This is a genomic window from Mesonia hippocampi (assembly GCF_014197445.1).
GTDB classification, from domain to species: Bacteria; Bacteroidota; Bacteroidia; order Flavobacteriales; family Flavobacteriaceae; genus Mesonia; species Mesonia hippocampi.
In genome coordinates this window covers 19706-36854 of record NZ_JACIFO010000009.1, presented here as the reverse complement: position 1 = coordinate 36854, position 17149 = coordinate 19706, and the positions used below count along the sequence as shown (strand labels likewise).

9 protein-coding genes are annotated in these 17149 nt (G+C 36.8%); 5 read left to right on the top strand and 4 right to left on the bottom strand.

Features of this window, described 5'->3' with window-relative positions; genetic code table 11:
- Nucleotides 1–59 precede the first annotated feature (59 nt).
- The 4 genes from GGR32_RS10075 (at nucleotide 60) to GGR32_RS10060 (ending at nucleotide 5313) form a co-directional block, all read left to right on the top strand.
- Nucleotides 60–1109, top strand: a complete 1050-nt coding sequence (locus tag GGR32_RS10075; RefSeq protein ID WP_183478081.1) for a hypothetical protein — start codon at nucleotides 60–62, stop codon at nucleotides 1107–1109.
- Nucleotides 1081–3462, top strand: coding sequence for a hypothetical protein (locus tag GGR32_RS10070; protein ID WP_183478080.1), 2382 nt, complete (start codon nucleotides 1081–1083; stop codon nucleotides 3460–3462). The genes GGR32_RS10075 and GGR32_RS10070 overlap by 29 nt, the downstream gene beginning before the upstream one ends.
- A gap of 69 nt (nucleotides 3463–3531) precedes the next feature.
- Entirely contained in the window at nucleotides 3532–4344 is an 813-nt protein-coding gene (locus GGR32_RS10065; RefSeq protein ID WP_183478079.1) for a mechanosensitive ion channel family protein, read from the top strand.
- Between the two features lie 93 nt (nucleotides 4345–4437).
- A complete protein-coding gene (locus tag GGR32_RS10060; RefSeq protein WP_183478078.1) occupies nucleotides 4438–5313 on the top strand; it encodes a PPK2 family polyphosphate kinase in 876 nt (291 codons plus the stop codon).
- A 102-nt stretch (nucleotides 5314–5415) separates the two neighbouring features.
- Here GGR32_RS10060 and GGR32_RS10055 read toward each other — a convergent pair whose 3' ends face one another.
- The 4 genes from GGR32_RS10055 to metK all read right to left on the bottom strand — a co-directional run bounded on the left by GGR32_RS10055 (nucleotide 5416) and on the right by metK (nucleotide 9632).
- The gene (locus GGR32_RS10055; protein ID WP_183478077.1) at nucleotides 5416–5952 is read right to left on the bottom strand and encodes a DUF4136 domain-containing protein; all 537 of its coding nucleotides are present in this window, start codon (nucleotides 5950–5952) and stop codon (nucleotides 5416–5418) included.
- A 94-nt stretch (nucleotides 5953–6046) separates the two neighbouring features.
- Nucleotides 6047–8035 carry a urocanate hydratase gene (locus GGR32_RS10050; protein WP_183478076.1) on the bottom strand — a complete coding sequence of 663 codons (1989 nt, stop codon included), beginning with the start codon at nucleotides 8033–8035 and terminating at the stop codon, nucleotides 6047–6049.
- A gap of 23 nt (nucleotides 8036–8058) precedes the next feature.
- Nucleotides 8059–8214 (bottom strand): C1orf53 family protein, encoded by a 156-nt coding sequence (locus GGR32_RS10045; protein ID WP_183478075.1) that lies wholly within the window; start codon nucleotides 8212–8214, stop codon nucleotides 8059–8061.
- 158 nt (nucleotides 8215–8372) lie between these two features.
- On the bottom strand, nucleotides 8373–9632 hold the full coding sequence (metK, locus tag GGR32_RS10040; protein ID WP_183478074.1) for a methionine adenosyltransferase: 1260 nt from the start codon (nucleotides 9630–9632) through the stop codon (nucleotides 8373–8375).
- 354 nt (nucleotides 9633–9986) lie between these two features.
- Here metK and GGR32_RS10035 point away from each other — a divergent pair, with 354 nt between their 5' ends.
- Nucleotides 9987–17126, top strand: coding sequence for an Ig-like domain-containing protein (locus GGR32_RS10035; protein ID WP_183478073.1), 7140 nt, complete (start codon nucleotides 9987–9989; stop codon nucleotides 17124–17126).
- Nucleotides 17127–17149 lie beyond the last annotated feature (23 nt).

Here is a 17149-nt window from a genome sequence, read left to right as displayed (position 1 = left end):
AAGATAAAGTAAACCACGGTTTAAGCAATTGGCTAAGCTGTGGTTTTACATTTTTAAAGATGCAGAATTTCATTAGAATAGTTAGTTTGTTTTGTATTGCTTTTACATTGTTTTCGTGTAAGCAAGAGAGCAATGTAAAGCAAGTAGATTTTTATCATTGGAGAGCTAACTATTCCTTGCCTGCAGATGCATCAACATTATTACAGCGAGCAGAAAGCAAGCGTTTGTACTTGCGTTTTTTTGATGTAGATTATATCGAGAAGCAATCAAAAATTTTTCCTAAGGCAACACTTTTAATACCAGAAGATACCAAAATTACTTCTGTACAAGAGGTTGTTCCTGTAGTGTATATAACCAATCGCGTGTTTGAACATGCCAAAACTCCTGCCGCGATAAACGCTTTAGCTACACAAGTGGCCGATAAAATAAATAGGCTTTTAGCAAAAGATTTCTTTGCTAAAGTTAGCGTTCCCGAAATTCAAATAGATTGTGACTGGACTCTAAGCACAAGGGCTTCTTATTTTAAATTTTTAGAAGGGTTAAAGCAAAAATCGGTATTTATTGCACCCAATAGAAAACTATCGGTAACTTTACGTTTACACCAAATAAAATATGCCGAAAAAACAGGAGTTCCGCCTACAGATATAGGTGTTTTAATGCTTTATAATATGGGCGATTTAGGTGATATAAACGAACCCAACTCTATACTAAACCTAGAGACAACAAAAAAGTATTTAGGAAATTTAAACAGGTATCCGTTGCCGTTAACTATGGCTTTTCCGTATTACGATTGGGCTGTGTTGTATAGGGAAGATAAACTAGCAGGAATTATAAATTATTTTACAGAAGAAATGCTAGTGCAAAATTTTAAAAAAACAGCAACGCCAACTATGTATCGAGCCACTAAGGATGCTTATTTAAACGGGAATTTTATTTATGCAAACGATGTTATCCGGTACGAAAGTGTACAATTGTCAGAATTAAAACAATTAAAACAGCTTATAGATCGTAAGTATGCTAAAAATTATTCGGTAATTTTGTATCACGTTAATGCTTTACTTTTTCAAAACCAATCTACAGATGAATTATTTAAAATCTTTGGCAAGTAGTTTTTTACTGCTTTTTGCCGTATTGCCTGCGTTTTCTTCTTCTTCCATGAGCTTTTGTGGGTATGATTCTTTTAGGGTAGATTATTATCCTATGGTCGACAGGACAATTTTAGGGAGCCCAGAATTGTATCCTTACACACGTTGTCCGCATATATTTTGTAATGCCTTTTTAGGCGGAGAAAACAACAATGCAAATTTAGCCGATTGGCAAGTTTATTTAGGCGATGATTTTACAACAGAAGAGGTAAATACATTAATTTATAAAAAAGATGAAGCTTGGTATATAAACTTGTTAAACCGAAAAAATACCACGGCATTAGCTAGAAAATTAGCGACGGAAAAAGGGAATGCATTTGCGCGTTATATGATTTTAGCAAAACAAACCGAAAAAATTTCATCCAACACAAGCTTAGGGAGTTTCTATTCATGGTATCAAGGAGAGGATGATAATGATAAAACAGACAAAAAACCTGAGTTGTTAACCCAAAGCTTAAGCCTAATCGAAAAGGAAACCAATAGCTTTTTACGTCAGCGTTATGCTTTTCAATTAATACGTTTAGCCAATTATTTAGAACAGCCAGCCCAGGCCATTACCTTTTTTGATAATTACTTAAAAGATACCGAGAAATCTTACATTTATTACCGGGCGTTAGAGCAATTGGGAGGAGTTTATTATCAGTTAAAAGAAGATGAAAAAGCAGCGGAAATTTTTATAGAAGTATTTGCAGAGCTTCCCGATAGGCGAGAAAAAAGCGCAACGAGTCTACGTATTTTAAACTGGAAAAAAATCCGTTTTGCCGAGTTTTATGATAAAAATGCGCCGTATGCGGATATGAAAAGTTTTTTTAAAGTATTTCATGCCAAGGCTCCAGCACTACCAGAGATGATGAAAATAGCCGTAACAAAACCCAATTCTAAATTTTTGCGGCTTTTAGCATTACGGGAGTTAGATCAGATTCAAGAAGAACTCTTTGCCGAATATTCTCCTTTTTACAAACGCTCAACTGTCTGTAAAGGAAAAGGTCAACAAATTGTTAATTTAAGAATTTTAGCTGAAACACAATTAGAATCTAAAGAGTTGATAGATAAAGATTTTTGGAGAATAATGTTAGGAATGAGTTATTTTGGAGCTAAAAATCATACAGAAGCAAAAAAGCATTTTCAGCAAGTGCAAAGTAATAGCAGGTATAATGCTCAAGCAGAACGCCTGCTTTTTGCAGTCGATGTAGATGCATTAACTTATATAAATAGGACAGAAATAAATAGACTTTACGAACAACTGAAGCAAACCCAAAACTTAAACATTTATGAGCCAGCAGTAGCGTTATTCTTTAATAAAACTGCAGAATTGTATGAAAACGAAGGGAATACAATAGCCAGCAATATAGCTTATTATTCTTTTTATGGCAGTTATAATGGTGATATGGACAATTTTTTATGGAAGGATGTAAAAAAGAACTTAGGAAGCTATTGGCTAACCTCTCATAAACATAAATTTAATGAGAAAGAAGCTATTTCGGCATATAAGGCATTATTAGCCACTGAAAACAAAACAAGTTTCGAAAAATTTTTACTAAGTCTATTTAAGGTTTCACCAACAGACTATTTGCATGAATTGGAAGGAACACGTTTTTTGATAGATGGTGAATTAGAAAAAGCAATCGTTAGTTTTAAGAAAATAAAGAAGCCTTCCGATTTTTATAGCGAAGCTTATCGTGCCGAATTATTTTCTGCTGCCATAAACGAATATTTTGATACCGATTTTTATAAACAATCCGATAAATTCTACGAGAATTATTCCGAATTATTTACCAATAACCTGTCTAAAAATACCAGTACAAATAGAGAGTATTATTCCGATAATAAATTAAAATTATCTCGTGTACTTTTAAAGCTTCAGCAATTAGGAGAGGCAAACCCTGCAAACGCAGCCGATTATTATTACATGCTGGGTAATGCTTATTATAACATGAGCGAAGTGGGGTGGTTTTCTAACACATTTAATTATGTAGGAAACGATAGCCGAAATTGGTTTAAAGATTATAGTAATTATGTAGATGAGCAGATAAAAGCCAACCTAACCCCAGCTTTAATCCAAGCAAATAAGTTTTATAAAAAAGCATTAGCGCTTTCAGGAAGTAAAGAAGTTAAAGCAAGAACGGTATATATGTTGGCAAAAACAAATTATAATATAAGCCATATTCGTATTCCAAATACTTATGGTTACCGTATAGAAACTAGCGGAGCGCATAGCGACTATTTTTCATTATTAAGCACCACCTATGCCGATACTAATTTTCAGAAAGAAGTAATAAAAGAATGCAGTTGGTACCGGGTTTATTTAGGTTTATAGGTGTAGTATTTTGGAGACCAAAATATTATAGCTAGTTTTGTAGTAAATTAACTTTTTTAATCAATATATATGGAAATAGAATTATCTAAAATTGCCGAGATGGTAGTTTCTTACGCTCCAAAAGTTTTAGGGGCAGTGTTAACATTGGTTATTGGATTTTGGATAACCAATATCGTAAGTAAAAAGGTAAGAATAACAATGGAGAAAAAGGAGATAGATCCTTCTCTTACACCTTTCTTAACCTCATTGATAAGCGTAGGGCTTAAAATTTTAATTGTATTAAGTGCTGCATCTATGTTTGGGTTAGAAGTAACCTCGTTTGTAGCAATTTTTGGTGCTTTAGGTTTAGCAATAGGGATGGCCTTACAAGGAAACCTGTCGCACATGGCAGCGGGAATTTTAATCTTATTCTTTAAACCTTTTAAAGTAGGCGATTTTATTATTACCAATGGGTATTCTGGAACTGTAAAAGAAATCCAAATTTTCAATACTATCCTAACTACATTAGATAACAGAATTATTATTATTCCTAACGGTACAATTACTTCTTCACCTTTAGAGAATTTAACCAAAAACGAAATTAGAAAAGTACCTATGACTTTTGGAATAGGTTACAATGACGATATCGATAAAGCAAGGCAAATTATCAGTCAAGTAGTAAATAATTGCCCTGAAGTATTAAAAGACCAACCTGTAGATATTCTTGTTTCAGAATTGGCCGATTCTTCTGTAAATTTTGCGGTACGCCCTTGGTGTAAAACCGAAGATTTTTGGACAGTACATTTCTACATGCAAGAACATATTAAAAAAGAATTTGATAAAAACGGTATTGGGATTCCATTTCCACAAATGGATGTACATATGCATAAAACCGAAGCTTAATAAGCTTAAACAACATATTTTTGTTAACTTAAACGCCTAATAATTAATTTAGGCGTTTTTTTATGCATTAAAAAAATAAAAAGATACTGAGTGATGAAAAAAATAAAATCTTCTTTCTATAAAGCTAAAAAAGGGGTCGAAATTTCAACGATTTCTACAAATGCGCATTTAGAAGCTTCCGAAAAACAATTAGAGGAAAAATTAGAAAAGGAACGTAAAAAGCTCGCGAAATTTCAAAACAAGCTATATGCCCATGCAAAATATAGTGTTTTAATATGTTTTCAAGGGATGGATACAGCAGGGAAAGATAGCCTTATCCGAGAGGTTTTTAAAGATTTAAATGCCAGAGGTGTAGTGGTACATAGTTTTAAAACACCTACCTCAAAAGAACTTAAACATGATTATTTATGGAGGCATTATATAGCTTTGCCCGAACGTGGTAAATTTGGCGTTTTTAATCGTACACATTATGAAAATGTACTGGTTACTAAAGTGCATCCAACCTATATTTTAAACGAGCATTTGCCAACGGTTAATACGCTAACGGATATCGATGATGATTTTTGGGAAAAACGTTACCAACAATTAAATAATTTTGAAAAAAACCTTGTAGAAAACGGAACCATTATTTTTAAGTTTTTCTTACATATTTCTAAAGAAGAACAACGCCACCGTTTATTAAGAAGGTTGAATAAAGAAGAAAAAAACTGGAAATTTTCAGCAAGCGATATCGAAGAGCGTAAGCTTTGGGATGATTATCAGCTTGCTTACCAAGAAGCGATTAATAAAACAAACACAGCCTATGCACCTTGGTATATTATCCCGTCTGATAACAAAAAAGAAGCCCGCTTAATTGTAGCAGACATTTTGTATGATGAACTTAAAGATTACGATGTAAAAGAGCCAACTTTAGACCCTAAAACCAAGGCCAATTTAGTAAATTACATCAAACAATTAGAAAACGAATAAAATAAAATCCATAACTAAAAAGGATGGGGGTTATTGCTGTAAAAACTCTTCCCGTTAGCCTAAATTTTACATTAAAAAGAAGGCTAACAGGAAGAAGTTAGTTTATTTCTTTTTCTTAATCTCTGGCGGATATTTTTCCAGAATCTTAACAACAATAGTGTTAATATGTTCGGTTTTTCTTTTCATATCCTGTGCCAAAGCACCTGTACCCATACCTTGCCATACCAATTCCATAGTGTTTTTATCTATCAAATCAATGTATAAAGTACCTTCGGTAGTGCTTGATACGGTGTTGTAACCAGTTCCCCAATAATAAGGGCTCCAACCCCAACTATAGCCATAACCCCAGTTGTTTTGATAGATGTTGATATTTTTACTGGTTTTTGTAAAAATACTAATCAACACATCGGGATTGTTCGATTTTACAAACCCTTTTTTTTGCATTTCCTGTTCTATGGCTCGTAAAATACGTTTCTTATCTAAATCAGAAATATCGGCCTTATCAATACCAGGTTTATAAAAAGCAAAGCTCTTATAGCTGGCAAAATTTACTTGAGGATCATAATCTGTGGCAACTCTCACACTGCTACACGAAGCTAGTGTAATTACTGCCAAACACGCAAAAAGTAGCTTTTTCATTTGTATAAGTATTAGGGCGTTCGGGCGGGCTTTCGCGAGTCGCTTTTTACATTTGTAAAAGAGCTCCAACAAACGCTCAATCCCTAACGCAGGTTTAATTTAATAAATTCTCGTCTACACTATTTGGCAGGGTAACTTTTAAACGTGGTTCGGTTTCCATAGCGCGTTTAATAGCAAAAACGGCCCCATCGTTACGCGCCCAAGATCTTCTGGCAATTCCGTTGTTTACATCCCAGAAAAGCATTGACTTTAAGCGTCTTGCTGCCTCTTTAGAGCCATCAAGAACCATGCCGAATCCTCCATTAATTACTTCTCCCCAACCAACGCCTCCGCCGTTATGGATACTTACCCAAGTTGCTCCTCTAAAGCTATCGCCAATTACGTTTTGAATGGCCATATCTGCGGTAAATCTACTTCCATCATAAATGTTAGAAGTTTCACGATAAGGAGAATCTGTACCAGAAACATCATGATGATCTCTTCCTAAAACCACAGGGCCTATTTCTCCATTTTTTATAGCTTCGTTAAAGGCTTGGGCAATTTTCATACGTCCTTCTGCATCGGCATATAATATACGTGCTTGCGAACCTACAACGAGTTTGTTTTCTTGTGCTCCTTTTATCCATTGGATGTTATCGGCCATTTGTTGCTGAATTTCCGCTGGCGATTTTTCCATGATTTCCTCCAATACTTTACAAGCAATGGTATCGGTTTTGGCTAAATCTTCTGGTTTTCCAGAGGTACATACCCAACGGAAAGGACCAAAGCCATAATCGAAACACATAGGTCCCATAATATCTTGCACGTAGCTAGGATACTTGAACTCTCTTCCTAATGTTGGATTCGGATTTATTACATCAGCACCAGCTCTACTTGCTTCTAGCAAAAAGGCATTTCCGTAATCGAAAAAGTAAGTACCTTTTTCGGTATGTTTATTAATGGCTTTTGCGTGGCGTCGAAGGGTTTCTTGTACTTTTTCTTTAAATAATTCGGGTTGTTCTGCCATCATGATGTTGGCATCTTCAAACGAAATACCTACAGGGTAATACCCGCCAGCCCAAGGATTGTGTAGTGAGGTTTGGTCGGAACCTAAATCGATATAGACATTTTCTTCTGCAAATTTCTCCCAAACGTCAACAATATTCCCAAGGTAAGCTATCGAGATTACTTCTTTGTTTTCTTTAGCTTTACGCACGCGTGCTACCAATTTATCTAAGTCGGTTATTTTTTCATCAATCCAACCTTGGTCTAAACGTACTTGTGTTATTTTAGGGTTTACTTCGGCACAAACGGTGATACAGCCAGCAATATTTCCTGCTTTTGGTTGTGCGCCACTCATTCCGCCTAATCCAGCAGTAACAAATAGATTTCCTTTAGGGGATTTTCCTATTTTTCTAAATCCATTTAATACGGTTATGGTGGTTCCGTGTACAATCCCTTGCGGTCCAATATACATGTAACTTCCTGCGGTCATTTGTCCGTATTGTGTTACACCAAGCGCATTAAATTTTTCCCAATCGTCTGGTTTAGAATAATTAGGAATCATCATGCCGTTTGTGACCACTACACGAGGTGCTTCGGGATGAGAAGGAAACAAGCCCATAGGGTGCCCGCTATACATTACAAGGGTTTGCTCGTCTGTCATTTCGGCTAAGTATTGCATGGTAAGCAAGTATTGTGCCCAGTTAGAAAAAACGGCTCCATTCCCGCCGTAGGTAATTAATTCGTGCGGGTGTTGGGCAACGGCATAATCTAGGTTGTTTTGAATCATGAGCATAATGGCTTTAGCTTGTTGGCTTTTTCCAGGATACTCATCAATAGGGCGTGCGTACATTTTATATTCAGGTCTAAACCTGTACATGTAAATTCTTCCGTAAGTTTCTAATTCTTCTTTAAATTCTGGAAGTAATGTAGCGTGGTGTTTTGGTTCAAAATAACGTAGGGCATTTTGTAAGGCAAGTTTTTTTTCTGCCTCAGTAAGTATTTCTTTTCGCTTTGGAGCGTGATTTATAGAGGTGTCGTATGTTTTTGGTTGTGGCAATACCTTAGGTATGCCTTGCAGTATTTCTTCTTTAAAAGTCATAAAAAAGTAATTTTTGTGTTGGCTTATTCTTGTTTTTTATTGTAACCATAAGGGCAATGGCGACAACCGCTTTTGCAGCAATAGCCTCTTTTTAGGTGATATTGCTCTGTAAAGCAGCGATAACCTTCGGGGGTTAGGTAATAGTCACCTTCCTCTAATGGAATTCGTTTTGTACTCATAGTTACAAAAATACATTTTATATGTAAAGAAAATAAAAAAGCCTTACTTAACTTTGTTGTAAGGCTTTTTAAAAAGAGTGGATTGTATAGAATTAGCACCTATACTATAAGTGTAACAGTTTAATAATCAAAACTCCTACTTTTATTTTCAGGAAGGTTTAATTTATATGAAAAGCATTTTTGATTTGCTCGATATAATCTAATTTTTCCCAAGTAAATAATTCTACTTCTTTGCTGATTTTTCCGGCGTACGGACTCTCAAATACTTTGGTTACTGTTTTTGGAGTTCTTCCCATGTGACCGTATGCAGCGGTTTCCGAATAGATAGGGTTTCGGAGTTTAAGGCGTTTTTCGATTGCAGCAGGACGTAGGTCGAAAATACTTTTTATAAGTTTAGCAATTTCGCCATCTGTCATGTTTACTTTAGCAGTGTTGTACGTGTTTACCGAGATAGAGGTAGGTTCTGCAACGCCAATGGCATAGGATATTTGTACAAGGATCTCGTCGGCAATTCCAGCAGCAGCCATATTTTTAGCAATATGTCTGGCAGCATAGGCAGCAGACCTGTCTACTTTACTAGGGTCTTTCCCAGAGAAGGCGCCTCCGCCATGCGCTCCTTTTCCGCCGTAAGTATCTACGATAATTTTTCTTCCCGTAAGTCCCGAATCTCCGTGAGGACCACCAATTACAAATTTCCCGGTAGGGTTGATGTGGAAGGTGATGTTTTCATCAAAGAGTTGTTGAATTTTTTCAGGAAACTGCTTGATGACGTTTGGAAGTAAGATGTTTTTAATATCTTCTTTTATCTTGGTTAGCATTTCTGTTTCTGAAGCAGAAAAATCATCGTGCTGTGTAGAAATAACAATAGTATCTATTCGGATAGGATTATTGTCATTGTCATACTCTAAGGTTACTTGGCTTTTAGCGTCAGGTCTAAGGTAAGGCATGAGTTTACCTTCTTTTCTAATTTTTGCTAATTCCTGTAGAATCTGATGGGAAATAGCCAGAGCGAGTGGCATATAATTTTCGGTTTCTGTTGTAGCGTAGCCAAACATCATTCCTTGGTCTCCAGCCCCTTGCTCTTCCTTGTTGGCTTTGTCTACCCCTTGATTGATATCTGGGGATTGCTCATGGATTAACGAAATTACGCCGCAGGAATCGCCACTAAATTGATACGCGCCTTTTGTGTACCCGATATTATTGATGGTTTCTCGGGCAATTTGTTGCACATCGATGTAAGTTTTGGATTTTACTTCGCCCGCCAATACAACTTGCCCAGTAGTTACTAAGGTCTCACAGGCTGTTTTAGATTCGGGATCAAAAGCCAGAAAATGATCAAGAAGTGCATCGCTAATTTGGTCTGCAATTTTATCTGGATGTCCTTCCGATACACTCTCGGAAGTAAATAAATAAGACATAAATATACTTTTTCTTAGAAAGTAAGGCTGATGCGTGCCAATGGCAAAGGAGTAGTTTTACTGCTTTAGCATTTTTAGAGGGTTGCAATCAGTCAAATCTTTCCCTGTTAATAAAGTACAAAGGTATGTAAAAAAATAATAAGAGGAGAGTTAGGTGTGATTTTTAACGAGAATTAAGAGATGTAAAGGTTTAGTTAACAATAAAAGAAATTTTTTAAATTAAAATTGTGTTATAATAAGTTAAACTAAACTAAAAAAATGTTTGTTAAATAATCTTAAAAAATATATATTTGATGATTATTGATTAATTTTTCTAAAACTTTAACGAATGGATAATTTAAAACTTATTGAATTATGATGAAAAAAATTACTTTAATTTTATTCACTTTCTTTTTTGTCTTGTCTTATCATGGGCAAGCTCAAATAACGATAGGGGATAATACAACAACAACTAGTTTTGTTCCAATAAATAGTTGTTATGGGTATTCGTATTCTCAGCAAATATTTTATCAGAGCGATATAAATGATTCGGGGAATATTACATCTGTGTCTTTTTATGTGTCTTCGCTTCCTTCTAGTACTACTAGTAGCGAAGATTGGACAATTTATATGGGGCAGACAACGAAAACAGAATTTACATCAACTACTGATTGGGTGCCGCATGGTAACTTTACAGAGGTGTATTCTGGGAACGTGACCTTTTCTAGTGTAGGGTCATGGATGACGATTACTTTAGACACACCTTTTGTTTATGATGGGACAAGTAACTTGGTAATCGCGGTAGATGAGAATCAATCAGGCTGGAATTGTAGTGTACGTTGGGGTGCGACTAATACGTCAGAATACAGAAGTATTTATTATCGTAGTGACTCTACCAACCCTAATCCTGCATCGCCTCCTACGGCTACAGGCAGGTATAAGTATTATTCTGATATACAGTTAAATATAACAAGTAGTGCTATTTGTTTATCTCCTTCAGATTTAGATGTTACTGCGGTTACTTCAACAACGGCAGACTTAAGTTGGATAGCAGGTGATAGTGAAACTTTGTGGAATATAGAGGTAGTCCCTTCTGGGACGGATCCTATAGGTTTGGCGACAAGTACAGGGGTGACAAATCCTTATACAATAACAGGGTTGCAACCGAACACAGCTTACGATTTTTATGTGCAGGCTGATTGTGGTGTGGATGGATATAGTATATGGAAAGGTCCGTATGTTTTTGTAACAGCTTGCGCAACTAATGAACAAGCGCCGTGGTCTGATAATATAGAGGGTCATGAGGAGTCTTTAGCTTTTACAAACTCTAGGTGTTGGACGGCCTCTTCAGCTAATGCTTATGCTTGGAATGTTGGTTCGGGCTCTACGCCTTCTTCTTCTACAGGGCCTAGCGGGGCTAGTGATGGGCAGAAGTACTTTTATATAGAAGCAGGGCAAGGAGCTACTGCAGATAGCGGAGTATTGGCTCCAGGAGATGAGGCTATGTTAGAAACTTTACCGATAGATGTGAGTTTATTAACAATGCCGGTACTTTCTTTTGATTATCATATGTATGGTTCAGATGTAGGGAGCTTGTATGTAGATATACATGACGGTACTGCTTGGGTAGATGATGTGTTTGTGTTCACGGGGCAACAACAAGCTTCAGCTTCAGCCAATTGGGAAAAGATTCAAATAATGCTTACGGATTATGCTGCTACGGGGACAATTCAAGTGCGTTTTCGTGCAGAGCGTGGAAATGGAGATAAAGGAGATATTGCTATAGATGCAGTTTCTGTTTTGCAAGGGGCTACTTGTTTAGATCCTGCTGCTTTAAAAGCGTCAAATGTTACAGATATTACGGCTGATATAAGCTGGTTAGATCCTAATGGAAGCTCATGGAATATAGAAGTGGTAGAGCAAGGAAGTACTCCTTCAGGGACGCCTACTTATACAGGAGTAACAAGCCCTTATACTTTAACAGGTTTAACAGGTTTAACGTCTTACGAGGTGTATCTGCAGACTGATTGTGGGGCAGAAGGGCAAAGCAATTGGGTAGGGCCTGTGCGTTTTAGAACAGCCTGTGTGGCTTTTCCGCTGCCTGTTTGTGAGAATTTTGACTCTTCTCCTGGGGGATCTTCAACTAATCCTGCTTTGCCAGATTGTTGGTCTTTTATAGATTCAGGTTCGGGGTATGGCTATGTGTATCAATGGCGTACAGAGTTGCCTTTCTATATGAGTAATTCATCGGATATTTCAGGAGATTATATTTTGGTAAGTCCATTGGTTTCTTCGTTGTCAGATGGTAATAATTGGGTAACTTTTGATGTAGATGGGTCTACTGGACAAGAGCTAATAGTTGGGACTTTGGCATCGCCTGCAGATCCTACTACGTTTACGGCTATACAAACAATAACACTTGCGTCGAATAGTTATGAAAGCCATCAAGTTGTTATTCCGGCAGGAACAGATGGTTATGTAGGATTGAAACACGGTTTAACAGGTACGTATGATTCTTTTTATATAGATAATATATGTATAGAAGCAAAGCCTGCTTGTATAAATCCTAATGGGGTTGTTGTATCGAGTGAAACAGATACTTCTGCAGAGGTAAGTTGGACGGTTAATAGTGGAGAAACTTCTTGGAATATAGAAGTGGTTCCAGAAGGAAGTACACCAACAGGAACACCAACTTATGCAGGGGTAACCGCGAATCCATATATCATGACAGGTCTATTGAGTTCTACGAAATATGAGGTATATATACAAGCGGATTGTGGTGTAGATGGAACAAGCGACTGGAGTAACCCAGTAGAGTTTGCTACTTTGTGTGCGGTTGTTGTGCCTGATTATCTTCAAAACTTCTCTTCATGGTCTCCTATGCCAACTTGTTGGGAAAAAGCAGGAAGTGGAGATCCTACAGAAGGGCCTTCTGGTTTTGGTAGCGCTAGTTGGTATCAGGATGATTTTGCGAATGATTCGTCAAAAGATAAATCTGCAAGAATTAATATATATAGTTCTTCTTGGTTTAATACCTTGCAAGAAGAATGGTTGATATCTCCTTCTTTTGATTTAACAGGAGGGAATTATGAATTGGAATATAAAGTAGCTTTAACGGATGGATATAATCCTAATCCGCCAGATGGAAATGGTATGGGTAGCGATGATGAAGTTTTGTTGCTTATTACTATAGATGATGGTGCTACTTGGCAAACGTTGGTTACATATAATCAAAGTTCTTATCCGTCGCATACAGGTGATTTAGAGTTAGTTGATTTATCAGCGTATGCAGGGGAAACAGTAAGGTTTGCTTTTTGGGGTTCTAATGGAACTTATGCAGATACTGAAAATTATGACTTTTTTGTCGGGGATTTTGAAGTTCGTACACCTCTATTGTGTTCTATGTCTGGTGTTGCTTTAGGAGTTCAAAATGTGACTACAACCGGAGCAGACTTTATATGGACACCTAAAGCTAATCAAACTTTATGGAATGTAGAGTTGGTGACACAAGGAACAGATCCTTCAGGGACACCTACAGATGTTGTAACAGGTTTACCGTATTCGAAAACGGGGCTACAGCCAAATACAACTTATGAGTATTATGTACAAGCAGATTGTGGTACCGATGGTGTAAGTAGATGGGTAGGTCCCTATACATTTACAACTGCATGTGAGGTTGTCGTCGCTCCTTATACAGAAACATTTGAAGACGTAATAATGCCTGAATGTTGGAGTGTACTGGATAGTGATAACTCGTCTGCTTGGAGTTTTGATAAAACGGGATTATGGATAAATGACCATACAACTTCTGGACTTACAAACTATGCTTGGGTAGATGGAGCAAACAATGAAACAGGAGAGCAAGCAATTCTTACTTCTCCAATGATAGACGTTTCAGCTTTAACAACACCTTCATTGGATTTTTATACCTACAGTTATAATAATGCAGATACCGCAGTGAATGAAATTGTAGTAGAGTTTTATGATGGGACAAATTGGAATACATTATTAACGCAGACAAGTTTATTAGGTAATAATTGGCATCGTTTTGTATTTGATTTATCTACTTATACAATAAGCGGTGATGTGCAATTTAGATTTAAAGTAACAGGAAGTAATACAGGAGATACAAGTAATCATCCCGTGGTGTTTGATGATATAGTAGTAGACGAAATGCCTAATCCGTGCTTAACACCAGAAGAGGTGATGTTTTCTAATTATCAATTAGATGCGGTTGAGGTTACTTGGCTAGATTTTAACGATCCTCAAATAGGACAATGGACAATCGAATATGGTCCACAAGGCTTTACACAAGGATCAGGAACTACAGAAGTGGTAACAAGTTTACCACATACTATCACAGGGCTTACTAGTGGAGTAAAATATGATTTATATATTCAGGGAGAATGTTCTGCAACCTCTTCTACCGACTGGATTGTGATTCCTTTTGCACCTTTAGTGGAAGGGGCAACATGTGAAGTAGCTATAGATATTCCTTCTTTACCATATACTTTTACAGGAAATACCGAAGATTATCAAAATCATTATAGGGGAACACCTGGAAGTAATTGTGGAACAAACGTAGGTTACTTAGATGGCAATGAAGTTGTTTATACTTTTACTGCAACAACTACAGAGCTAGTAGATTTTTCATTAACTGATTTAGATGGATATTATGCAAGCTTATTTGTTTATGAGGCTTGTGCAGATATAGGAACTAATTGTGTAGCGGGCATTACCGCAGGACCGAGTCAAAATGATATTCGTATTGAAGAGTTTGAAGTACAAGCAGGTCAGGAATATTATGTGGTAGTATCTAGCTGGTTAAACCCAACGGTTGGCTTTACTTTAGATATCATACCTTTTGATTGTGCTACATTTGAAGCACCTGAGGGAGAACCAACTCAAGAGTTTACTACTGGACAAACTATTGCCGATTTAACAGTAGAAGCTACGCGTGAAAATAATGTAACATTAAATTGGTATGCTTCTGATGGAGTTACTCCAATAGCTGATACGGCAACTTTAGTGGATGGAGAAACTTATTATGTAAGCCAGACTTATAATGGTTGTGAAGGAGCGCAATTGGCAATTACAGTAAGTGAAATAGATTGTAGTACCTTAGCGATAACTAATACCGTTGATGCTAGTGTAAATTGTGCAGGAGTAATGGAACTTAGTGCAACAGCTAGCGGAACAGGAAGTGAAACTTATTGGTACGATGCACCTACAGGAGGAAATGTGATAGGAATAGGGTCTACTTTTGAAACGCCTTATTTAACCCAAACAACATCATTTTGGGCTAGTGAAGTTCTTCTTGAAGGGAGTTTAGTTAATAATATAGGAGAAGAAAACTGGACTTATGCTTATAGTATATCAACTGCATCTAATTATTGGCGAGGCCTATATTTTAGAGCAGACTCGCAGTTTACGATTAATAAAGTAGATGTATATGATGCAAGCTCAGGCGGAGGTTCTGCTAATATAGAGCTATACAATACAGATACCGATGCTCTAGTGGCTTCAACAACAGTTACATTGCCAGGAGGAGGAAGCAGTGCTAACCCTGTTAAAGTTATTTTGAATTTAAATTTTGTAGTTCCAGGACCTGGTAATTATAAGCTGGTTGCTAATGATGCTCCTGCGATGAAGTATGAGTCTGACTGGTTGAATAGTTATCTTCAATACCCAATGCCAATAGGTACAGTAGGAGAAATACTTGAAACGGGGTATGCTTACACGTCAGGTTCTAATACTTATGAATATACAAGTAGTACTGCCTATTATTATTTTTATAACTGGCAGATTACAGAAGGAATTTCTATTTGTGAATCTCCTAGAGAAGAAGTAATTGCAACGGTAAATCAAACAGGAGATGAAATGGTAACATATACCGATTTACCTTATACGCATACAGAAAATACAGCTACTTATGGGAATAATTTTAGTGGCAGTGCTGGTGCAATGTGTCCAGGGTCTTTATCGTTAGACGGAAATGATGTAATTTATCATTATACAGCAGACCCTGCAAATGATGACATCTTAACTATTGAGTTATCAAGGATTACACATCCTAACACTTCAATGTATATTTATAGTAGTTGTGCAGATATAGGTGTAACTTGTATTGCAGGAGTGACTACAGAGGATGGAGCTAGCAAGATTAGTATTGAAGATTATTATGTAACTGCTGGGGATGAATTCTTTATTGTGATTTCTTCGACCACAGGGAGTACAAATTATACTTTAGATATTTCAAAAGTGGAATGTGGCAATGTACCAGCGCCAGAGGCAGTAAGTACAACACCTTATTATATAGGAGGAGATGTGTTAGCCAAAGCAATTCCAATTTTGGAGTTAACATCATCATCATATAATGAAGGTTATATCTGGTATGCAGATGCAGGCTTAACAACGCCTATAGATCCTGCTACTGAAGTTATTTCAAGTGGAGCTACCTATTATGTAACACAAACCATTTTTGCTTGTGAGGGTGATGCGTTAGCAATAACACCTGTTGAGTTTGATTGTTCAGGCTTAAATGTTTCTGTAGGTTCAGATATCGATGTTTGTTCACCTGGTGGTGATATTGTTTTAACAGCAACACCAAGTGGAACAGGAAGTGAAGTAGTATGGTATAGCGATGGAACTGGAGGAATAATTATCGGAACAGGTCCAAGCATAACCGTGAATATTGATAGAACTACTTCTTTCTGGGTAACAGAAGTATTTTTACGAGAGTCTGCAACCCTTTGTGCGACGCAGCGTGAAGAACTAGTGGTAAATGTTAATTATACACCAACAGCAACGCCAACGGGATTAGCAAATCAAGAGTTTTGTGGAGGAGCAAGACTATCAGATATTGAGATAACAGGAACAGATATTGTATGGTATGAGAATGAATCTTCAGAGACTCCTTTACCAGTAAATACGGTGCTAGAAGACGGGAAAGTGTATTATGCAACTCAAACCCTAGGAGCTTGTGAAAGCTTATCAAGATTACCTGTTAGTATTACTGTGACAGATGAATCAGATATACCTGTAGGGGTAATAAACCAAGGTTTTGAGTTAGGTAGCGGTGCAATGGTTTCTGATTTAGATGTTCAAGGGGTTAACTTACAATGGTATGCAGATGAATATGGATTAAATCCAATTGCAGACACTACCTTGTTGGAAGATCAGACCACGTATTATGTAAGTCAGACTATTTCAGGACTTTGTGAAAGTGAATTGTTAGGGATTACGGTACATGTTGACGGGCTGGGAACAGACGACCCAACTTTTGCAGGCGTTACTTACTATCCAAACCCAATGAAAGACAGGTTGACCATTACAAACAATAATGGTGTGATTGATACTTACGAACTGTATAGTTTATTAGGACAGCGAATAGAAGTGAAGCAGGTGAATGCGGATAACTATACAATAAATGTTTCTCATTTAGCTAGTGGAACTTACTTTATTAAAGTAAATATAGCTACAAAGAGTACTGTATTTAAATTAATTAAAGAATAACATAAATAAAAAATCGTACGGGA